This window comes from Haloarcula amylovorans, from assembly GCF_004681185.1.
Classification (GTDB): Archaea; Halobacteriota; Halobacteria; order Halobacteriales; family Haloarculaceae; genus Haloarcula; species Haloarcula amylovorans.
The window spans coordinates 118831-139865 of sequence record NZ_SRIF01000009.1; the positions used below are offsets into that span (position 1 = coordinate 118831).

At 59.9% G+C, this 21035-nt stretch carries 16 protein-coding genes; 5 read left to right on the top strand and 11 right to left on the bottom strand.

Annotated elements, in window-relative coordinates; genetic code table 11:
* Positions 1-1034 precede the first annotated feature (1034 nt).
* Positions 1035-3971: a PAS domain S-box protein gene (locus E4S61_RS21325; protein ID WP_135305948.1), complete on the top strand. Its 2937-nt coding sequence runs from the start codon at positions 1035-1037 to the stop codon at positions 3969-3971.
* Between the two features lie 342 nt (positions 3972-4313).
* A complete protein-coding gene (locus E4S61_RS21330) occupies positions 4314-5351 on the top strand; it encodes an NAD(P)-dependent alcohol dehydrogenase (protein ID WP_135305949.1) in 1038 nt (345 codons plus the stop codon).
* On the opposite strand, the gene E4S61_RS21335 is transcribed toward E4S61_RS21330, so the two are convergent.
* The 6 genes from E4S61_RS21335 to E4S61_RS21360 form a co-directional block, all read right to left on the bottom strand.
* Positions 5343-6113 (bottom strand): SDR family NAD(P)-dependent oxidoreductase, encoded by a 771-nt coding sequence (locus E4S61_RS21335; RefSeq protein WP_135305950.1) that lies wholly within the window; start codon positions 6111-6113, stop codon positions 5343-5345. The two genes, E4S61_RS21330 and E4S61_RS21335, sit on opposite strands and share 9 nt — an antisense overlap.
* Before the next feature lie 79 nt (positions 6114-6192).
* Complete coding sequence (locus tag E4S61_RS21340) at positions 6193-7491, bottom strand: TRAP transporter large permease (RefSeq protein ID WP_135305951.1); 1299 nt, start codon at positions 7489-7491, stop codon at positions 6193-6195.
* Between the two features lie 51 nt (positions 7492-7542).
* Positions 7543-8091, bottom strand: a complete 549-nt coding sequence (locus tag E4S61_RS21345) for a TRAP transporter small permease (protein WP_135305952.1) — start codon at positions 8089-8091, stop codon at positions 7543-7545.
* 25 nt (positions 8092-8116) lie between these two features.
* Positions 8117-9184, bottom strand: a complete 1068-nt coding sequence (locus E4S61_RS21350; RefSeq protein WP_135305953.1) for a TRAP transporter substrate-binding protein — start codon at positions 9182-9184, stop codon at positions 8117-8119.
* A gap of 184 nt (positions 9185-9368) precedes the next feature.
* Complete coding sequence (locus tag E4S61_RS21355; RefSeq protein ID WP_209309574.1) at positions 9369-10322, bottom strand: mannonate dehydratase; 954 nt, start codon at positions 10320-10322, stop codon at positions 9369-9371.
* 235 nt (positions 10323-10557) lie between these two features.
* A complete protein-coding gene (locus E4S61_RS21360) occupies positions 10558-11331 on the bottom strand; it encodes an IclR family transcriptional regulator (RefSeq protein WP_135305954.1) in 774 nt (257 codons plus the stop codon).
* 831 nt (positions 11332-12162) lie between these two features.
* Between E4S61_RS21360 and E4S61_RS21365 the strand changes: the two genes are divergently transcribed.
* Positions 12163-13293: a carbohydrate kinase family protein gene (locus tag E4S61_RS21365; protein ID WP_135305955.1), complete on the top strand. Its 1131-nt coding sequence runs from the start codon at positions 12163-12165 to the stop codon at positions 13291-13293.
* A gap of 129 nt (positions 13294-13422) precedes the next feature.
* Here E4S61_RS21365 and E4S61_RS21370 read toward each other — a convergent pair whose 3' ends face one another.
* On the bottom strand, positions 13423-14736 hold the full coding sequence (locus E4S61_RS21370) for a DUF362 domain-containing protein (RefSeq protein WP_135305956.1): 1314 nt from the start codon (positions 14734-14736) through the stop codon (positions 13423-13425).
* Between the two features lie 156 nt (positions 14737-14892).
* Here E4S61_RS21370 and E4S61_RS21375 point away from each other — a divergent pair, with 156 nt between their 5' ends.
* Positions 14893-16161, top strand: a complete 1269-nt coding sequence (locus E4S61_RS21375) for a four-carbon acid sugar kinase family protein (RefSeq protein WP_167768610.1) — start codon at positions 14893-14895, stop codon at positions 16159-16161.
* Positions 16154-17149: a 4-hydroxythreonine-4-phosphate dehydrogenase PdxA gene (gene pdxA, locus E4S61_RS21380; protein WP_135305958.1), complete on the top strand. Its 996-nt coding sequence runs from the start codon at positions 16154-16156 to the stop codon at positions 17147-17149. The genes E4S61_RS21375 and pdxA overlap by 8 nt, the downstream gene beginning before the upstream one ends.
* Positions 17150-17206: 57 nt before the next feature.
* Here pdxA and E4S61_RS21385 read toward each other — a convergent pair whose 3' ends face one another.
* The 4 genes from E4S61_RS21385 to E4S61_RS21400 form a co-directional block, all read right to left on the bottom strand.
* Entirely contained in the window at positions 17207-17905 is a 699-nt protein-coding gene (locus E4S61_RS21385; protein WP_135305959.1) for a cyclase family protein, read from the bottom strand.
* 208 nt (positions 17906-18113) lie between these two features.
* Positions 18114-19145: an NAD(P)-dependent alcohol dehydrogenase gene (locus E4S61_RS21390; RefSeq protein ID WP_135305960.1), complete on the bottom strand. Its 1032-nt coding sequence runs from the start codon at positions 19143-19145 to the stop codon at positions 18114-18116.
* A 166-nt stretch (positions 19146-19311) separates the two neighbouring features.
* A complete protein-coding gene (locus tag E4S61_RS21395; protein ID WP_135305961.1) occupies positions 19312-20340 on the bottom strand; it encodes a zinc-dependent alcohol dehydrogenase family protein in 1029 nt (342 codons plus the stop codon).
* A gap of 253 nt (positions 20341-20593) precedes the next feature.
* Positions 20594-21035, bottom strand: a 442-nt coding sequence (locus tag E4S61_RS21400) for a TOBE domain-containing protein (RefSeq protein WP_135301868.1), incomplete at its 5' end; no start/stop codon positions are given.

Here is a 21035-nt window from a genome sequence, read left to right on the forward strand (position 1 = left end):
CTCGTCGAGGGAGCAGAAAAAAGCAAATCTGAGGGAGAGAGCCATGTCTTCACCCACAGAGCAAGAAGATGAATATAGGATATAGCGCCTCTTACGTGTCGATATTCATCTTCTTCTTCTTTCTTCTAGCTTACTAGAAACAACACACACACACCCCTCTATCGATGTGTTCGATATGGTCGATGTGTTTCGGAGGGTGAGATCCTCACCCTAGAAGTGGAAACGAAACAGTCAGATTGAACGCTTTCCATCTCTATCCGCGATACCGCTATAGACCCTCTTCTTAGACCCTCTTCGGCACTTCTATGGTTTTCTCTACTGTCTCTCGACTCCCAGACTGCTCTTGAACTGCGTCAAATTCCTCACTACTGGTTTCTTTGCTCGACGTTACTCTTCACAGTCGGTCGGAACACATCGATAGAGGGGTGTGTGTCCCCACTGTTCGAACACGTCCGTCGATTATTTTGTGCTTTCCACGATCTGCTGATCGTCCACACTCCCCCAATAGCCCGAACACATCGATAGAGGGGTGTCTCTCCTCGAATAAAATTCTCGACCGGTCATCTTCTCTTTAATCTTCGACAGAGACGTTTTCGTAACTACTCTTCGAGCCTATTCATCCACTCCTGTCTCTTGATAGTCGTTTGGTCCCCTCATCTCTATTTCCAGTTTCAAACCTTGCCTCTTAGCTCTATATATGCCCGAAACGAGAGGACTAATGTCTATGGTCGTGAATATGTATTGATACGTCGCATTATGGGGGGCAGAATTCTTACATTAATAAACATACACATTCTACATCAAGAAAAATATTCAGTATGGCTCTACAATCTCACTTTATACTTCTATATACACTATATATCTCCTCATCTGGGCCATAGAGATGGTTCTAGCACGCTGCCCTAATCGTTCGTTTCCTATCCGACGATCGCGGCCGAGACGAACGACTGGCTACACCGCGACCATCCCGAAACTCCCGACGTACCACAGGTTTAAGAACGCTGGTAGGTACATTGCAGGTATTACGTGCTACTATGGGATCAGGGGAAGGGACTGACGGCATCGTTGCGGACACGCTAGAGGTCTTCGAGCGACTGGAACAGCAATCGACGCCGCTGACGACGGCCGAAGTCGCTGATACTCTCGATTGTCACCGTCAGTGTGCCCACCAATCGCTCGAACGACTCGCAGATCGGGGAGTACTCCAAACGAAGGAGACAGGTCCCGAAAGCCGCATCTGGTGGCGCCCGGTGGAAGCCGAAGCGACCACCATCGATTCGCCTTGGGACGAGGACGATCAGTTCGCCGAGTTCGTCCGGTCGGTCGAGGACTACGCGATTTTCGTCCTCAGTTCGGATGGGTACGTCGCCAGCTGGAACGACGGAGCCAAGCGAATCAAGGGGTACGAAGCGGACGAAATCGTCGGTAAGCATTTCTCGACGTTCTACACCGACGAGGATGTCGAACGGGGGGTCCCAGAAAGGAATTTGGCGGCCGCCAAGAGGAGTGGCCGTATCGAATCCGAGGGGTGGCGTGTTCGAAACGACGGCTCGGAGTTCTGGGCGAACGTCACCATTACCGCAATATGGAACGACGACGGCTCGCTAAAGGGGTTCACGAAAGTTACCCGCGACCTGACTGAGCGAAAGCAACGCGAAGAAGAACTCCGTCGAGAGAACGAGCTGACCGAACATCTCCTGAAGACGGCACCAGTCGCCATCACCGTGCAGGACAGCGACGGCGAGACAGTCATGGCCAATCAGCGCGCACAGGACATCCTCGAGCTCTCCGAGCAGGAGATTCTCGACAACTCCATAGGTCTCGACGAGTGGGAGATCTACGATAGCGACGGTACTCCTCTCGATCCCAGCGAGACGCCGATGGCTCGCGTCTACGAGACCGGTCAGTCGCTGTTCAACGAGGAAATCGCCGTCGAACGTCCCGGCCACGACCGCCTCTGGATCTCGGTCAACACCGTCCCACAGTTCGACTCGGAGGGGTCGCTCGAACGGATAATCTCTGCCAGCGAGGACATCACCGAACTCAAACGTCAAGAAACCCAACTTCGACGGGAACGGGATTTCGTCGATCAGATTCTCGCTGCCGTTCCAGTGAGCATCCTCGTCGTGAATCGCGACGGGAGTATCGAGAAACTGAACCAGCTCGCCCGGAACCGTCTCGCGCTCGAAGAATCGGAGGAGTACGCCATCGGAGACCAACCCGTCTACGACACAGATGGCGACCCGATTCCGCTGTCGGAGCGGCCCTACATGCAGGTGTTCGAGACCGGTGAGCCGGTCACTGACTGGGAAGGTCAAATTGACCTGCCGAGCGGTCGCGCGTGGATGTCGGTGACCGCCGTACCGTTCGGCGACGAATCGCCACCCGAGCGCGTCGTCCTCGCCGTCAAAGACATCACGAAACTGAAGACGCAGGCCAAGCAACTCGAACGCCAACGCGCCGAACTCGAAGCCGAACTCGACGAGGTGTACGACCGGATCACCGACGGGTTCGTCGCTCTCGACGAGGAGTGGCGCTTTACCCACGTCAACGAAGCCGCCGAGGAACTCATCGAACGGGAGGAAGCAGAAGTACTCGGCGAGAGCGTCTGGGAGACGTTTCCCCAGGCGGAGTCGGGGGTCGTCTGGGAGAAAGCCCATGAGGCCATGGAGACACAGGAACCAGTCAGTTTCGAGTGGTACAACGAGTCGCTCGAAGCCTGGGTGGAGATTCACGCCTATCCCTCGGAGACGGGGATGTCGATTTACATCCGGGACGTGACCGAACGCGTCGAGTCCGCGCAAGAACTCGAAGCCCGCGCCCGTCAGCAATGGGTCGTCTCTGAACTGAGTCGGCGTGCGCTCGAAGATACGGATCTCGATGCGCTGTTCGACGGAGCCGCTCGCCTGGTCGCCGACGTCCTCGACAACGAGTACGCGAAGGTCCTCGAACTCGATCAGTCCAGCGACGAACTGCTCCTTCGGCAGGGCGTCGGCTGGGACGACGGAATCGTCGGTACCGGGACGGTCTCGGCGTCCGAAGACGACTCGCAGGCGGCGTACACGCTCCACTCGAAGGAACCCGTCGTCGTCGACGACTTAGCGACCGAGTCGCGGTTTTCGGGTCCCGACTTGCTTCGCGCGCACGACGTCAGTAGCGGCATCAGCACGATCATCGGGTCCTACGACGACCCGTGGGGCATCCTCGGCACTCACGACACCGAACGGAAGTCGTTCACCGACGAGGACGTCACGTTCATCCAGAGCGTCGCGAACATCCTCGCCGATGCCATCGAACGCCACACCTATCAGACCGAGCTGGAGGAGCTGGTCGTGGAACTCGAAGCGTCCAACGAACGGCTCGAAAGTTTCGCGAGTATGCTCGCTCACGAACTCCGCAATCCGGTCACAATCGGCCACATCTACAGCCAGCAACTGCCAGACGGAGCCGATTCCGAGTCTGTCGAATACGTCAGGGAAGCGTTCGACCGCATCGAAACGATGATCGACGTGATGTTAGTGCTGGCTCGCGGCAACGACGCCGTCGACACGACCGAGTCGGTAAATCTGGCAGAGATGGCGCGTGAGGCGTGGGACGACGTAGACGGGCTGTCGTCGTCGCTCGATGTCGACCTCGACGTGACGGTACAGGCCGACGAGACGTACCTCCAGCATTTGTTCGCGAACCTCTATCGGAACGCAATCGAACACGGCGGCGAGGACGTTTCGATCACCGTCGGCGAACTGTCGTCGGGATTCTACGTCGAAGACGACGGAACGGGAATCCCCGAAGACGAGCGGGACTCGGTGTTCGAAGTCGGCTACACGACCGCCGCCGAGGAGGGCGGCACCGGGCTCGGATTAGCGTTCGTCAAGGAGTTGACCGAGGCGTACGGGTGGGAGTGTCGCGTTACCGAGAGCGAATCCGGTGGTGCGCGCTTCGAGTTCACGGATATCAAGAGGGACATATAACGAACCCACGGATGTCGGGAAGAATGTATAACTAAACACCGAATATTTAGGCTCACCCACTCTGAAACACTCTGAACTCTGTGGGGTATGTGCGAAGTAGGCAAATATGGGATCTAATGGCTATAAATAAGGTCTATATCTGGAATACCGTTGCTTAATATGGACATTCTATTTCTATGTACGAGACGTTCGAACATCGTTTCGGTAACCACGGCGGATTGCTCTGTTCGCGCACTTTTACCGCTTTCACGACAGACGCTACGTCCGGAAATAGACGAAAGCACGACCCCCTTACATTCGGGCTACCACAAAGGTTAAATGCTCGTTTACCAATTTCGAACTATGCGAACGTGCGTTCTCTCGGATGTCGGTGAGCTAAGCGTAATCGAACGAGATCGACCGACTCCCGGGCTGGACGAAGTGCTCGTCCGCGTCGACCGCGTCGGAATCTGTGGCTCAGACCTCCATTATTACCAGAACGGCGGGAACAGTGGGAACGTCGTGGAGTTCCCGCACGTTCTGGGACACGAATCGGCGGGGACGGTCGTCGAGGTCGGACGTGACGTCACGGGCGTCGCCGAATCCGACCGCGTCGCTATCGAACCGGGCATCCCGTGTGGCGAGTGCACATATTGTGAGGACGACGAGTACCATCTCTGTAAAGAGATGGAGTATATGTCCTCCCCGCCGGTCGACGGTGCGCTGACAGAATACGTCGCGTGGCCTGCCGACCTCGTCTACCCGCTTCCCGAGAGCGTTTCGATCCGGGAAGGCGCGCTCGCGGAACCGCTGAGCGTCGCCATGCACGCCTGTGAACGCGGCGAGATCGTCGAGGGCGATACGGTCCTCGTCACCGGGGGCGGCCCCATCGGGCAGCTCGTCTCCGAAGTCGCTATGGCACAGGGCGCAGAGGTCGTGCTGACCGACGTCGTCCCGGAGAAACTCGAACTGGCTGAGCGACGCGGTGTGGACCACACGGTCGACGTCACGTCGGAGGACCCGGTCAACGTGATTCACGACCGAGTCGATCCTGACGGCGTCGACGTCGTCTTGGAGAGTTCCGGTGCGGATAGCGCCATCGAACTAACGACCGATGCTGTCAAGCGTGGCGGCACAGTCGTCTTCGTCGGTATCCCCATCGATGCGGCGCTCCCGACGGATGTCCTCGGGCTCATCGGTGAGGAGTACGACCTGAAAGGGTCGTTCCGATTCTGCGGGACGTATCCAGACGCCATCGAGGGCATTCGGACGGGACGGTTCGACGTCGATAGCATCGTGAGCTTCGAGCAATCGTTGACCGAGACACAGGCTGCCTTCGACCGGGCGATGGAACCGGAGAACGTCAAGGGCGTGGTGCGCGTCAGCGACGACTTAGAGTGAACTATCGTCGTACCCGCCGTCGACTTTGAGCGTCTCGCCCGTCGTGAACGACGCCGCGTCGCTGGCGAGGTAAACGGCGGCTCCCGCGATCTCGTCGGGCTGGGCGACTCGTTCCAGCGGCGTCCGCTCGTCTATCTGTTCTCGCAGCTCCGTTCCCTCCGCGAAGGCGTCACCGGCCAGCGGCGTCTCGACGAATCCAGGTTCGATGGCGTTGACGCGCACCTCGGGTCCGAGGTCAGCGGCCGCGGCGCGTGTGAGACCGTTGACGCCGCTCTTGGCAGCACAGTACGCCGGCCGCTGTTCGCGGGCCTGTCCGGCCGACATCGAGGAGATGGTAATGATGCTCCCGCTCTCCATCTCGCGGCCAAACACCTGACACGCGCGGAAGACGCCCGTGAGGTTCGTGTCGATGTCTCGCGCCCAGTCCGATTCTTCCATCTCCGTAATCGGCGCTTTCGCCACGGAGCCGGCCGAGTTGACGAGGATGTCTACCTCGTCCAGCGCGTCCGCGGCCACGTCGTAGAGGTTCTCGATCGAATCCTCTTCTCGCACGTCACAGGTGACGGTCGCCGTCTTCACGTCGCGTTCTCGTAGTTCCTCAGCGGTCGATTTGACGGCATCTTCGTGGCGGCTCGTCGCTACGACGTTCGCGCCGTCGTCCGCGAACGCGAGCGCGATCGCTCGACCGATACCGCTCGTCCCGCCGATGACGACGGCGTTCTTCTCCGCGACACTGACTGTCGGCGTTGCTGATTCAGTCATATGGTATCAACGATCACTCACCTCCCCCTTACTCTTACGGTATTCCGGTCACGGAGAGGAGAAGAATCCGGACAGGGACTCAGGCGAGTCCCATCGTTCGCGGCAGCCACAAGACGATTTCTGGGAACACGATTGCGAGAATCAACGCGATCAGTAGCGGGACGTAGAACGGAATCATGTTCCGCGTGATCCGTTCGAGCGAGACGCCTGTGACGGCGTTGAGGACGAACAGGATGACGCCGAACGGCGGCGTCAGCAGGCCGATCATCAGCGTGATGATCATGATGACGCCGAAGTGGATCGGGCTGATGGCCGTCTGCTCGATTATCGGCAGGAAGACCGGCGTCAGAATCGTGATAGCCGCGATGGTCTCTAACATCAGGCCGACGACGAACAGCACGCCCGCTATCAGTAGCAGAACGACGAGCGGGTCGGTAGAGACATTCATGACCGCGTTGGCCAAGACCTCCGGCAGTTGCGCGCGCCTGATGAGGAACCCGTACAGGGCGGCGGCGGCGACGATGAAGGTGAGTGACGCCGTCCGCGTCATTCCGTCTTCGAAGCTATCTACGACTTCTTCCAGGCTAAGGGCGTCGTAGAAGACGGTCCCGATGAACAGCGTGTAGAACAGCGCGATCGCTCCCGCTTCCGTTGCGGTGAACCAGCCGCCGAGGATGCCGCCGATGATGAGCAGCGGCGTTCCTAGCGCCGGGAGCGCACGGTAGCCGGTCCTAGCGATTTCGCCGAGGTTCCACCACTCGCCGCGTTCGTACCCGCGTCGATGGGCGAACACCGTGCAGAGGATCATCAAGCCGCCCCCCATGATGAGGCCGGGGACGAGCCCCGCGATGAATAACGTCCCGATGGAGACTTGTGCGATGACGCCGTAGATGATAAGCGGGACGCTCGGCGGGATGATGGGGCCGATAATCGAGGATGACCCCGTAACGGCGACGCTGAATCCCTCTTCGTAGCCCTCGTCGCGCATCGCCTGATACTCGATGGCACCGAGGCCGGCGGCGTCGGCCGCGGCCGTGCCGGTCATCCCCGAGAAGATGATGCTGGCGACGATGTTGACGTGAGCGAGGCCGCCGCGAATCGGCCCCACGATGGCCTTCGCGAAGTCGAAGATTACGTCAGTGAGACCGAGCGCGTTCATCAACAGCCCCGTCTGGAGGAACAGCGGAATCGCCAAGAGGACGAAGGAGTTGCTCCCGCTGACCATCGTCTGTGCGACGAGCAGCGGTTCAAAGGGGATTGACGTCGTCCACATCAGGATGAGGCTCGTCAGTCCCAGCGCGTAGACGACCGGGACTTCGAAGAGATAGAGGCCGAGCAGTACTCCGACGAACAGGGTCAGGAGGACGATGTCCGCCATCAGCGTGGCACCTCCCGTGATCGGAATTGAGTCGGGTGACCGTCGGGCCTCTTAGTTCGCATCGTCGTCACCTTTGGTCTCAGCGATTATCGTTTCTGGTGACGTGATGGCCTCCCAGAGGTCGCGAACGCTGTAGACGGCGATGATGGCCCCACCCACGATAGCCGGCACGTACAACCACGCCTGCGTGAACGGCGGATAGGTCGGCAACGCACCGATTACCGAGCCCCGGTTTTGCAGGTACAGCGGGTACGCCCCCGAGACGAGAACGCCGATGAATACGAGCACGAGTACCGCCCGGAGTCCTGCGAGTATCCGAACCGCCTCGTCTGGAAGTCGCGAGGACAGGAGGTCGAGCGAGATGTGTTCGCGCTTGCCGCTCGCGACCGCCGCGCCGACGAACGTGACGTAGACGAGGAGCATCTGTGAGAGATTGACGGTCCACGGCAGACTGCTACCGATGAACGACCCGAGTACCCACCGGGTCAGTATCTGGAGCCCAACGACCAGGATCATCAGCACGTACAACGCCAAGGCCAGCGTCTTGACTCCCGAGTCGAAGTAGCGGATTGATGTCGATTTAGTGCTGTTCTCAACCATAATTCACTGTGTTTCGCGGGGGCTCTCAAATGTTTCGCACTTCTTCTAGCGACGGCTCCCAGTTCGCTTCGAACTGCGCCTTGAGCGGCTTTTCGGCCGCCGAGAGCCACGCGTCGCGGTCGGGTTCGACGATATTCATCCCGTTGCTCTCCAGTTCGTCGACGGCTTTGGACTCGGAATCTTTGATGCTGCTACTGAGGTCTTTGATGTTCTGCGTGAGGGTGTTGGTCAGGACCGACTGGTCGTCTTCCGAGAGACTGGTGAAGGTATCGTTGTTGAACGTGAACCAACCCGTCGAGGCCAGATGCTGAGTCAGCGTGTAGTGGCTCTGAACCTCGTACAGCGACGCCGACAGGACCGTCTCCGCCGGGTTCTCCTGTGCCTTGACGACGCCCTGCTGGAGCGCGCTGTACAGTTCGTCGAAAGCGACGGTCGTCGGGCTGGCACCGATACCTTCCCAGATGTTCACCCACGGTGAGAGGTCCGGAACGCGCAGGTTGGTCCCCTTAATCGCCTCGGGCGTCTCGTACGCCTTCTTACCCGACGTGTGCCGGTAACCGCGGTAGATGGGTTGATTGACGAGATGCTGGTTCCCCTCCTCTCGAAGCCGTTTTCTCCCGTCTTGGAGGTACTCCGTCTGGAACGCTCGTCGCTGCTGTTCCCAGCTTTCGAAGACGAACGGTGACTCGACCCAGAAGTTCTTCGAGTCGTAGTCGATGACCCAGCGGGTTCCGATGATGGTCCCGTCGATCGAGCCAATACGCGTCTGCTCCATCACTTCGGATTCACCGCCGAAAGCGGGTTCGATGGTTATCGAGACGCGGTTGCCCGTCTCTTCCGAGACGGTCTTCGCCCAGGACTTTGCCATCTCGTTGATAACGTGGCCGCTCGGGAAGACGCTCCCGATGAGCATCGACTGGCTCTCGCCGCCCCCGCCGTCTCCGGAGGATCCGGTCGTCGCGTTGCTCCCGGAGCCGCCGTCGCCGTTTCCGGAGCCGCCGTCGCCGGAACATCCCGCGAGTGAGGTGAGCGTGCCCGCGCCGCCGAGCACACCGAGCTGTTCGATGAAGCGTCTTCGACTCTGTTGTGGCATACACTCACCAACTTTGGACGCTACTACTTATATCTTGCTCAATAATGCATGATAATCATCGTCCACTGATATTGTACAGCACGATTGGCGGCTCGATAGCGGTGACTCTTCCTCGGCATTTTCCAAGAAACGTGCTTGCGAACGATAGGTTCGGCTAGTATCGCTCACACTGACACAGCGATAGTTACGCCGTCTGTTCTAGCAGGCCGCGAATATAGCCGATAGCGAACAACCGCCCCATATCTGTATATCCCGCATGGACGCCCTCTCTGTCTTCTTCGCCGAGCATCTTCGGGACGTGGTCGGGCCGGATCGGTCCGTCGAAGCCGATGTCTCGGTACGCTTCGATGGCGGCTTTCATATCCGTCGGGCCGTCGTCGTGCCAGGTCTCGACGAACGACTCGGGCGTCCCGGCGACGTCTCGAAAGTGGACAAAGTGAATGCGGTTGCCGAGCCGCCGTATCGCCGATGGGACGTCGCCGCCCATCGCGGCGAAGTTGCCTTGACAGAACGTTACGCCGTGATTCGGACTGTCGTAGAGATCGAGAATTCGCTCGTAGTTCTCGACGGACGTGACGAGACGAGGGACGCCACGGACGGGCGAGAGCGGCGGGTCGTCAGGGTGAAGTGCCATCTTCACGCCCGCCTCCTCAGCGACGGGAACGACTTCGTCGAGGAAGTATTGGAGGTTCTCCCAGAGCTCGTCCTCGGTGATGTCCGCCGCGGGGTGGTCGTCCGCCCGTTGGCTCAGTCCGTGGTCGTAGCCCGTCAGCAGCGAGCCACCGCGGTCGGGAATCGAATCAGAGGTGCGGAGGACGCCTACGGGATTCTCGGTCCAGACCCAACAGTACGTCTCGATGCCCAGCCGACCCATGTTTCTGAGTAACTGCTTCACCGTGGCTATCTCCTCGTCACGGCCTTCTTCGCCGAGGACGGTTCGCGTCATCGGCGGTCTGTCCTCGACGACTTCGAGGGGGATATCGTGATCCTCGAATCGATTTCGCGTCCGCAAGAGCGTGTCGTACTCCCACCAGTCGTCGACGCCCCAAAACCGGACGACGCCGCGATCCACGCCCAACTGCTTGGCGAGGGTCCATCGTCTATCTGGAGAGGGCGGCAACATCAATGCTGGATTCATACGGCCGAAGTGAGAAACTCCTCCTATGTAAACTTTGCTTACAATCTCCTCTCAGTGAATGACTTCCACCGGAAACGTACAGTACCCGACTCTTGACCGGGGCTCGCTGGACCGTGTGGAGTGATCACACATGAGAGTCCACTATGCGTGGATTCGGTTCACGCAGATCGTCAGTGTCGGCGTCGAGTAAGTGGCCCCGAGACAGAGTCTTCGACCGGCAGACGAGCGGTTGGTACTACTCGTAGGCGATTTTCACTTCGACGACATTCGTCCGGTCTTTGAGCGCCGGCAGCAGCTCTGCTTCGATCCGGTCGTCGTCGAATCGTTCCTTCGGTCCCGAGAGGGAGACTGCTCCGACGACACGGTCTTCTACCTTGAGTGGAACGGCGATCGACCGAATACCGGTGCGTCGTTCCTCGTCTTCGAGCGCGAACCCGCGTTCGCGGATGGTCGATAGCTCCTCGAAGAGCGCCTCTGGTGTGTCGATCGTGTTTTCCGTGGCTGTCGGGAGTCCGTAGCTATCGACGATTTCCTCGACGTACGCTTCCGAGAGTTCGGCGAGGATCGCTTTCCCCAGCGCCGTCCAGTGCATGTTGGTGTACTCACCGACGAGAGCGTTGTCGTAGACCGCTTCGCTCCCTTCCGACTGATAGACGATGACCCGCTGTCCGTTCTCCTCGACGCCGAGGTTCGCGACTTCACCCGTACCCTCTGCGAGATTGTCGATCTCGGTCCTCGCGGTCGAGTACGCGCGCAACTCGCTTCTCGCAACGGCACCGTCTCTGAGAAACTGCAGTCCAAGTCGGTATCCGTCGGCGTCCTGAACGACGTAGCCGGCCGATTCCAGCGTCTTGAGATGAACGTGCGCTGTACTCGTCGGGATATCGAGCGCGCCTGCGACATCCTTGATTCGGACCGTTCCGGCGTCTCGCAACACGTCGACGACTTCGAATGCCCGCTGTACGGCGGCCACTCGCTTTCCGCCGTCGTCTGGGTCGTTTAGATTCATGTGAACACCTACGACGACGGGCTTGATAAAATCTACCATGGGTGGAATCACTCATCTCCGAGAAGGGTGTCGAGAGACTGTGGTCTCACTGATCCGTCGTACGAGAATTCACCGCCTGGACCACCATTCTATTCCACTTATAGTGGATTTCCCACCCCGTCCCATGGAATAACGAACGTACCTGTGTTATGGAATGTCGACTGGTTCTCCTAGGCGAAAAATCACTGCTAGGCAACGTGATGAGCCAGTGCTCGTTGTATCACGATTGGAAGTAACGGCCTACTTGTAACCCTGAGTATAAAATAAAGAGATAGATGTAGATTCGGGCTTATTGTGTAGGAAATGCTCTAAATATAGAATATAAGAAGTATATGGGAGAATAGAACCCCATATCTTCTAATATTGGCTCTAAAAAATAGATTCTAAATCATAAATATGGGATATAAATAAGCATTTGTGCTATTTGGAGACTCTCAGTTTTATCGAGCCAGAGTTCTTGAAAAGTATGTTGAGGCTGTCGATTCTCTCGCTGTCATAGAGAGCCGAATTACTACCACCGCAATGCCGACAGAGCCGAGCACAGCACTGTGACATAATCTTTTATACCATCCCCAGATGTAACGCTATACATGCGCCTGTTAGCAGAGTCCCGGGTACCGGTAGCACTCGAAGTAAACCAATTCGGCGGCGATCAGTGTTTCCCGACCGAGACCGAAGTATCGAGGCACCCTACAGCGTATCGCTCAAGGATACCAGAGGGCCCCTACGTCACCGTTTCTGTCCCAGACGTTCTCCAAGCACGAACACAGGCAGTCGACGGAGTTGAAACGAATGTCGCCGACTAGCTACCCGGATTCCCAGACGCGTGACGCGGTGCTGTCGTGCCAGAAGCAGCTTCCATCTGAACCGAGCGGCGGAAACGTGGTGTTCGGCTTCGACGGGTTTGTCGATAACGTCCGCCAAGCGGGGACGAACGCCGGTTCGTCAGCCGACGAACGTATCACGACACTGCGCGAGTTCGGCGAGGAGATCGTGACGTCGGCGGCCGCTGATAGCTCGCTTGCCATCTCGTGGGAACGCCACGGCCAGCGAACCGGTGGACACGTCAGCCACCTGTCTCGTGCGTACCAGACCCTCGGGTTCGATACGACGCTCGTAGGGATGTGTGGCGACCCGATTTTGGACATCTTCGAACAGGAGTTCAAAGCGTGTACCGTGTATTCACTGGGAGATCCAGGAATCACCGACGCTATCGAATTCAACGACGGGAAGCTCATGTTGATGGAGAGCGGCGGTGCTGCAACGCTGGACTGGGAAACGATCGAGTCACGGGTCGGTATCGAGACGCTGGTCGACGAACTCGATGGGGCGAAACTACTTGGAATCGGCTACTGGGCGGTAATTCCCGAGATGGCGAGCATCCTCGATGGACTCCGAGAGGAGGTCTTCCCGAAGCTATCAGCCCCGCCAGAGCAGGTCCTACTCGACCCGGCGAACATCCGAGAACTCGATCAGGAGGTACTGGAGCCGATCGTCACGGCGACGCGCCGCCTCGCTGAGGAGGTCGAGGTAACCGTCTCGGCGAACCGCTACGAGACGAAAGAACTCGCGGATGTCCTCGGCGCTCACACGAGTGAGGAACTCGTAGCGGACGCTCGTGTCGTGTTCGACTCCCTGGCTGTCGACCGGTTCGTCGGCCACAGCGTAACGGAGTCCGTGGTCGTAAGCGACGAAGGGACGACGAGCGTCAGCGTCAATCCGGTCGACTCTCCGGAGCTGACCACCAGCGCTGGCGACCACTTCAACGCGGGAGTCTCTCTCGGCCTCGTCGAGGACTTGCCGGAAGCGGCCGCGGTAGTCCTCGGCAACGCACTCGCTCGTGAGTTCGTCCGGACTGGTGAGACGCCGTCCTACGACGATGTCGTCTCGGCTGTCAGTAGCTACGACGCACAGTTCGAGTAGCACACCGAGCCGTCCTTTCGTCGCCTCACTGTCTCCTTGTGGCCGCAGAGTCCGTGTTCACGGCTGCTGAGTAGATAGTGCGCGTATCCGTTTCGCGTTCCCCCCGCGACTGTCGACCGTCGTATATTATCACTCCCAGGACATCGCAAGTTCACCGTGCTCGTCGAATACCCACTGTTCGTCTTCGTGGATCTGGATGTCGTCGCGATCAGTGAGGTCCTCGGCAACCGGTTCGGATACCCACAGTTCTTCGGGCTCCATCGTGTTCTTGATACGGGCGATTCGGAGGTCACCCGCGCTGGCGACACCAGTCATCGACGCCGAGAGTATGAACGCCGTCGCGTCGCTCGGAACGACGAACGGGAGTTTCGCCCGGTTCGTTTCGCCGCTGGTCACGATGTTGACGTACGTGTCCTCGAAGTCGACGGCCGACGCGATGTCGCGGTGGACGAGGTCGGCGAGGCCCATTCCGAGGGCGTTGCCGTGGGATGCCGGTGTCAGTGACCGCACGTAGATTCGAGTGATGGACGGCTCGTCGACCTCCGCCTGATTGTGGAACCTGACCCGACCGATGACGTTCGTATCGAGTCCAGTCCCACTGATCTCCTTGCCCATCGCGTCGACGACGAGCAAATCGAGGTCGTCGACGGGGAGTTCTGGGAAGAACTCTTTCGAACGCTCTAGCAGTTTCGGCTCCTCCTCTAGGAGGTCCGGTGCAGAGACGCCGTGAATCTCAGCGGCCTCCTCGGCGGTGTTCTCGATGATACCCACGCCACCGACAATCGGTGTCTCTTCGATGAGGATATCGGCCCACTCCGGGATGACCTCGTGGAATCCGCGCTCCAGTGCGGCGTTGTGCATGTTGTCGGCACCGCGTTGCTTGCCCAGCCCGACGACGGCCATCTTACAGAGCCCGCTCTCGACGTCTCCCTGAAAGTCTGTGTGGAGTTTGATGCGGTTGGCGAGCAGGACTGCGTCGGCTTCGAGCGCGTCTTCGGCGGCGTACACCGGCCGCCCGGTCGAGTCGGTTCCCACCTGTTCGACGGCGAGTGAGGACCGAATCTCACAGCCGAGTCGGTCGGGTGTGATACCGAGCGTCGCGAGCGTCTCGCGCTGGCCCTCGGGGGTCGCGCCGCCGTGGCTGCCCATTGCGGGAAACACGAACGGCTCGAAGCCGCGCGAATGTAGCTCCGCGACGATAGCTTCGAGCACTTCCGGGAGGACCTCGATACCTCTGCTTCCGGCGGTAATGCCGACAGTGCTCCCCGGTTCGAGGTCGCCGAGCTCGGGGATGTCGGTCACGGCATCGATCGAGGCCTCCGTGACGTCCGAGACGGTGGGATGGTCCCGGGTGCAACTGACACGGTAGGCACGGGGAAGGTCGGCTACGTCGGCGTCGTTGGCCGCCTCCAAACGGTCTCGGTCTGGAAACTCGAACTCCATAGATACACGTACTAAAACGCATCCGAACCTTATGTTTTGTCCCTCGCTTGGGTGCCGGTGCCCGTGCGAATGTTTCTTTACACAGCGCCGCACCATACGTACCATGGACACGCGTATTCCAGCCCAGCGTACGCGCTCACGGCAGGGGGACCGACGATGACCCGATGTCTCGTCGTCGCAGACGATCTGACCGGGAGCTGTGACGCTGGTCACGAGTTCGCGAGACGCGACTACGACACCAACGTCGTCCTCTCCGCACAGCCCGACACGACGACATCGGGAGACGTCGTCGTGTACAACACCGAGTCACGCTATGTGGAGCCTAATGTTGCCGCCGAGCGCGTTCGAGCAATCTTCGAGAACACCGACCCCGAAGCCGCGTTCAAGAAGGTCGATTCGACCCTTCGCGGAAACGTCCGCGTGGAGGTCGACGCCGCGACGCAAGCGATCGATCCCGACCTCGTCATCGTCGCGCCGGCGTTTCCGGACAACGGGCGTCTGACAGCCTGTGGATATCACCTCGTCGACGGCCAGTTGGTAACCGACTCACCGCCCGGCAACGACGAAGAGCGACCACCCACACACGACTCGCTTCCCGAATTCTTTGCGTCGAGTGAATATCCCGTCGAGCAGATTGGTGTCGAGACCGTCGCCCGCGGCGCGGCCGCCGTGTGTGAAGCCTTCGAGTCGGCGACCTCGACGAGCGGTCCCGTCATCGTCACCTGTGATGCCGTAACGGACAGTCACCTCGCGACACTCGCCACCGCAGCTACCGATCTCTCCGAGCGATGTCTGTACGTCGGTAGTGGTGGTCTCGCCCGCCACATTTCCGTCCCAGGAACACCATCTGGCGCAGGAATCGACGTCGACCAGACCCGGTCAGTGGTGGGCGTGTCGGGGAGCATCGCCCCGGAGACGCTTGAACAGGTCGGGGCGGTGGCGACGGACCGGCGGCGACAACTCGATCTCGAGATGGCGGTCACCGACCCGTCTGGTGCGGGGGCCGAACTGGCGTCTCGTGGACACAGTGTCGTCGACGAACACGGGGGCGTGCTACTCGTCAGTGCCGACGCACGCAGCGATGTCGACCGAGCGATGGCAGCCGGTGAGCGGGCGGGCGTCGACGGAGCGACGGTGCGGCGGCGAATTACGGATGCACTCTCTCACGGCGCCGCTGAGGTCGTCGGCGATGGACGAGCGTCGAACCTCTTTCTCACCGGCGGGGAGACCGCTCGGGCAGTCCTCGACAGCCTCGACGCGACGGCGCTCCGTATGGCTGGTGAAGGCGTCGCTCCGGGAATACCACTTGCGACCGTCGAAGGCGGCGTCGCAGACGGGGCAACGGCTGTTACGAAAGCCGGCGGGTTCGGAGACGAGCAGGCAATAATTAAGTCCCTCGCTCGTCTCGGTCTTCGTGATGAGTGATCGAACCCCCACCGTAGGCGTTACCATGGGTGACCCTGCGGGCATCGGAAGCGAAGTCATCGTCAAATCGTACCCGACGCTAGTCGAGACGGCAACCGTCGTCGTCATCGGTGACGCGTCCGTCTTGGAGGACGCGGTAGACCGATTCGCCTCCGACCTAACCGTTCGTCGTATCGACTCGCCGACCGAGGCGGACGCTGACCCCGAGGTACTACCAGTAATCGACCTCGACAACGTGGCTGCCCACGAGTACGGCGAGCTTTCGCAAGCGAACGGTGCAGCGAGCCTCGAATACGTCGAGCGAGCGATCGAACTGGCACAGGCTGGCGAGATAGACGCGATAACCACCGCCCCAATCAACAAGCAGGCGACCCGAATGGCCGGAAGCGAGTACGCGGGCCATACGGGGATGCTCGCGGACTACACAGGGACTGATGACTACTCGATGATGCTGATCGAGGACGACCTGACGGTGACACACGTCAGTACGCACGTCCCGTTACGGGAGGCCTGCGACCTCGATGTCGACGATGTCGCGTCGACGATCACAGTCACGGCCGACGCACTGCGTGATCTCGGCATCGACGACCCGTCGGTCGCCGTCGCGGGGTTGAATCCACACGCGAGTGACGGCGGACTCCTCGGTGACGAGGAAGCGACGGTCATCGAACCGGCTATCGACCGGGTGGCCGAGACAGGTGTCGACGTGACTGGCCCCCTCCCGCCAGACACGGTCTACGTTCGGGCCGCCTCAGGCGAGTTCGATTGCGTCGTCTCCATGTATCACGATCAGGGACACATCCCGATCAAGATGCTCGGCTTCACCGGCGATGGCGACGCGGTGAGCGGTGTCAACGTCACGATTGGGCTTCCAATCGTTCGGACGAGTGTTGATCACGGCACCGCCTTCGACATCGCCGGTGAAGGGGTCGCCTCCGAGCAGAGCATGATCGATGCGGTGTCGACGGCCGTCAGACTCGCTCGATAGACACGGTTTCCGTCTGGGACGTAGTCTCAGGTCCGGCGCGGACTCTTGCTTGGCTGACTACACCAGTGCGAAGGCACGAACTGAACACCCTCCCGCCCCCTGGACGTTGAGTGGCGGGAAGAAGAAGTCTGCGCGCCGACTATCCGCACCGTCGAGGACTCGGTCGAGATTCCGCAACTCCTCGATGGGGATGACGTCGTTTTCGAGCAGAGGCAGGTGTGAGTCGGCTGGGTGGACGTCAGTCGATGGCCCATGAGCAGGCACCTCGTCGTACCAGCCGCCGACACTCGCCCCCTCCGTCCCGACTGCCTTCGGATCGAGTGAGACGACGTATTCCGCGGCCTCACCCGTCAAATAGGGGAACTCGAAGAGGTATTCCGGCGTCTGCCCGTAGTGCTCGTCCCAACCCGTGTGGAGCATGACGACGTCACCAGGCTGGATGTCTGATTCGTAGGCCTCGATGTCGGCGCGGGTAATCGGCTCCTCGGGCTCTTTCGGCGTCAGGTCGATAACGACGCCCTCGCCCATGAACCGCTCGATGGAGAAGTCGTCGACAGTCTTGCCCTCGGGGATGAAGTGCGCCGGAGCGTCGATGTGTGTCGCCGTATGACTTCGCATCTCGAACCGTTCCATCGTGAACCCGTCGCGTGCGGCGAGAGAGGTCTGTTCGAGTTCGACCGGTGGAAAACTCGGCCACACCGGAATCTGCTCACTGATCGGATTTGACAGTTCGATGACTTCCTTTGAATCGAACATGATAGAGTCGACAATCCACTACAGAATAAGTATTGTGCTCACGCGGATGCGAGACGGAAGTTCGCGCTGCAGTCGGGGACCTCAGAGATCCTGTCACCTCTAATTCTGCGGAGATACTACTCGTGAGCGACCGATCGGGTTCCCTTCCCTATACAGGGTAGAGGTATCGAGCGTGCCACCAGCGTCGCTCTCGTATTTGCGTTCCACCTCACGAATCGAACGTTATCATGCCTTTGATCGTCGTCGGTTCCATCGCTCGCTGGAACGCGGCATCAACGTCTTCCAGCGACGATTCGAAGTCGACGATGCCGGCGACGTTCACGGCTCCGTCGGCGAGGAGGTCGATGGCCGCGTCGTACGTGTTTTTGTACCGAAATGAGCCACACACGTCGAGTTCGTTGTCGATGATATCGAGCACGTCGAGGGGAACTTCGGCTTCGCTTGCCAGGCCGACGAGTACGATTTTCCCGCCTCGCCGGACGGTATCGAGCGTCGCCTCGATAGAGGGGGGCGCGCCTGACGCTTCGATAACCACGTCAGCACCGACGCCGTCGGTGTACTCCATCACCTCGGCTTCGAGGTCGGCTTCAGTCACGTTGACGATGCGGTCCGCACCCCTCTCGCTGGCGAAGTCGAGTTTCTCCGCGACGATGTCCGAGACGATAATATCCGTCGCGCCGGCGGCGCGGGCCACTTCGAGAATCATCAACCCAATCGGACCGGCCCCGGTGACGAGGACTGTATCGCCCGTGCCGACAGCACCGCGTCGGCAGGCGTGAATCCCGACAGAGAGGGGTTCACAGAGCGCTCCCTCGGCCGTCGAAACGTTCTCAGGGAGTTCGTAGGCGAAGTCTGCCGGCCACGAGACGTACTCGGCGAACGCGCCATCGTGCGGCGGCGTCGCCATGAACGTCACCGCCTCACAGAGATGGTAGTCGCCGTTCTTGCAGTGGGCACACCGGCGACAGGGAACGCCCGGTTCGATTGCCACGCGGTCACCTGTTTCGAGTCCGGTGACGCTATCGCCAACCTCGACGACTGTCCCCGCGCTTTCGTGTCCGAGGACGAGCGGGTCTTCGACGACGTACTCACCGATACGACCGTGTTCGTAGTAGTGGACGTCCGAGCCACAGATACCCACGTCGCTGACTTCGACGAGAACGTCGTCCGGGCCGGGCGATGGTCGTGGACGATCCGCAAGTTCGAACTGTTTTGGTTCTGTTAGCACTGCAGTGCGCATATCCATTGTATTACTACGAAACTATAAAAATGGAGAGGGAGCAGCGGTAGCGATGGTGGCAGTGGTTTTCGCTTCTTTCTGCCGAGGTGTCATGCATTTACTGGTTCGCGGACCGACGGCCTGGTCACCAACGTCTCGGAGTTCACCCGTTACGACTTACACGCGGCTACCTGTCGTTGGGATAGATCATCTTCTTGAGTCCCTCGTTGTTCTCCATCTGATCGAACGCGGTCTGGAGTCCGTCGAGGCCGAGTTCGTCGGTGACGAGTATCTCCGTCTCGATTCGGTCACCTTGCAACAGCGTCACCGCGCGTGAGAAGGTGTTCTGCGTGAGCGCGAATACGCCGACCATTTCGAGTTCTCGATAGTAGAGCTCGAACGGGTCGATTTCGATGCTCTCGTTCTGTGGCGGCACACCGAATACGAGCGTCGTCCCACCGGGAGACGTGATCGAATGTGCCTCTTCGATTGTCGCCGGAAGCCCGACGGCCTCGACGGCAACGTCGACTCGGTCGACCAATTCGTCGGCGTGGTCCGCTAGTGCTCCCTCTGTCGGGTCGACGACGTGGTCGGCACCCAGTTGGGTCGCGATCTCTCGGCGCTCGTCGACGAGTTCGGAGACGATGATCGTTCCCGCTCCGCTTGTACGAAACGCCTGGAGCAAGAGCAGTCCGATCGGTCCGGCACCAACGATTACGACGGTGTCACCGCTCTCTATATCGGCCCGGTCGACGCCATGAATGCAACAGGCGAGCGGTTCCGCGAAGGCGGCCGCTGAATACGAGAGGTCGCCAATGTCCTGGAGGCACTGGGCGGGCGCACGGAGATACTCCGCGAACGCACCGTCGAGGATCTCGTCGCCCGCACCACCCATCGAAACTGTGTTCTCACAGAGGTTCTGCTTGCCCTCCTTACAGAAGTCACATTCGCCGCAGGGGATTCCCGGGAAGACCGCGACCCGATCTCCCTCTTTGAAGTTCGAGACTCCGTCCCCGGTGGCGACCACTTCGCCCGCACTCTCGTGACCGGGGACCACGGGAAACTCCGCCGGGAACGTTCCGTGATACAGGTGATAGTCGGTCATACACACGCCACACGCCCCGATCTTGATGATTACGTCGTCATCTCCGGGCGTCGGGCGCTCTCGATCCGAAACCGTGACCTCTCGCTGGTCGGTTAGTACTGCGCTTTTCATACAGATATCGACTCAAACGTGAGCGTGACTGGTTATAAAGATACCGGATAAATTCAAGGGTTTTTAATTACGTTTAGAATGACTAGCGGCGTACTCCCTTGCACCCTCACTGTCAGAGGTGTCGAGCTGGCGCTATCGGCTATCGTCGTTTGCGGAGCCAGTAGCGGCGTGGCGGAAGCGATTCGCTAACGACCCAGCTCGACACTCCGGTTCTTCGAAGACCCGCTCGACAGCACACCGGTCACGAACGGGTTCAGTCCGAGGAGCTACTCACCGTCTGCATCCCGTCTTCGAGGGCGAGTTCGGCGTCCGCGTCCAGTTGCCGCTGGTGGATGGTCTCGCCGGTCTTGGCGTCGAAGAGGTGGACGTCGCTGTCGGGAATCTCGACGTAGACCGCCGACCCCTCGCTGATCGGGCGCTGGCCGTCCGTCTCCGCGATGAACGGTTCCCCGTGGTCCTGGTGTGTCGGCTGCAGGTAGACGTAGGAGATGCTCCCCATGGGCTCGACGACGTCGACGACGGCCTCGAACTCGTGGCCCCCGGTCGGGTCGTCGTGCAGCGTGAGGTCCTCCGGCCGGATGCCCAGGACGAGGTCGTTCCGGCCCTCGGCCGAGGACTGCATCCGCTCGGTCAGGTCGTAGTCGAAGCCGTCCGCCCGGAGCGTCCCGCCGTCGAGGTTCCCCTCGAAGAAGTTC

Coding starts and splice junctions, on each gene's coding strand:
- E4S61_RS21325 (WP_135305948.1), top strand. CDS start 1,035: ATGGGATCAGGGGAAGGGACTGACGGCATCGTTGCGGACACGCTAGAG.
- E4S61_RS21330 (WP_135305949.1), top strand. CDS start 4,314: ATGCGAACGTGCGTTCTCTCGGATGTCGGTGAGCTAAGCGTAATCGAA.
- E4S61_RS21335 (WP_135305950.1), bottom strand. CDS start 6,113: ATGACTGAATCAGCAACGCCGACAGTCAGTGTCGCGGAGAAGAACGCC.
- E4S61_RS21340 (WP_135305951.1), bottom strand. CDS start 7,491: ATGGCGGACATCGTCCTCCTGACCCTGTTCGTCGGAGTACTGCTCGGC.
- E4S61_RS21345 (WP_135305952.1), bottom strand. CDS start 8,091: ATGGTTGAGAACAGCACTAAATCGACATCAATCCGCTACTTCGACTCG.
- E4S61_RS21350 (WP_135305953.1), bottom strand. CDS start 9,184: ATGCCACAACAGAGTCGAAGACGCTTCATCGAACAGCTCGGTGTGCTC.
- E4S61_RS21355 (WP_209309574.1), bottom strand. CDS start 10,322: ATGAATCCAGCATTGATGTTGCCGCCCTCTCCAGATAGACGATGGACC.
- E4S61_RS21360 (WP_135305954.1), bottom strand. CDS start 11,331: ATGAATCTAAACGACCCAGACGACGGCGGAAAGCGAGTGGCCGCCGTA.
- E4S61_RS21365 (WP_135305955.1), top strand. CDS start 12,163: ATGTCGCCGACTAGCTACCCGGATTCCCAGACGCGTGACGCGGTGCTG.
- E4S61_RS21370 (WP_135305956.1), bottom strand. CDS start 14,736: ATGGAGTTCGAGTTTCCAGACCGAGACCGTTTGGAGGCGGCCAACGAC.
- E4S61_RS21375 (WP_167768610.1), top strand. CDS start 14,893: ATGACCCGATGTCTCGTCGTCGCAGACGATCTGACCGGGAGCTGTGAC.
- pdxA (WP_135305958.1), top strand. CDS start 16,154: ATGAGTGATCGAACCCCCACCGTAGGCGTTACCATGGGTGACCCTGCG.
- E4S61_RS21385 (WP_135305959.1), bottom strand. CDS start 17,905: ATGTTCGATTCAAAGGAAGTCATCGAACTGTCAAATCCGATCAGTGAG.
- E4S61_RS21390 (WP_135305960.1), bottom strand. CDS start 19,145: ATGCGCACTGCAGTGCTAACAGAACCAAAACAGTTCGAACTTGCGGAT.
- E4S61_RS21395 (WP_135305961.1), bottom strand. CDS start 20,340: ATGAAAAGCGCAGTACTAACCGACCAGCGAGAGGTCACGGTTTCGGAT.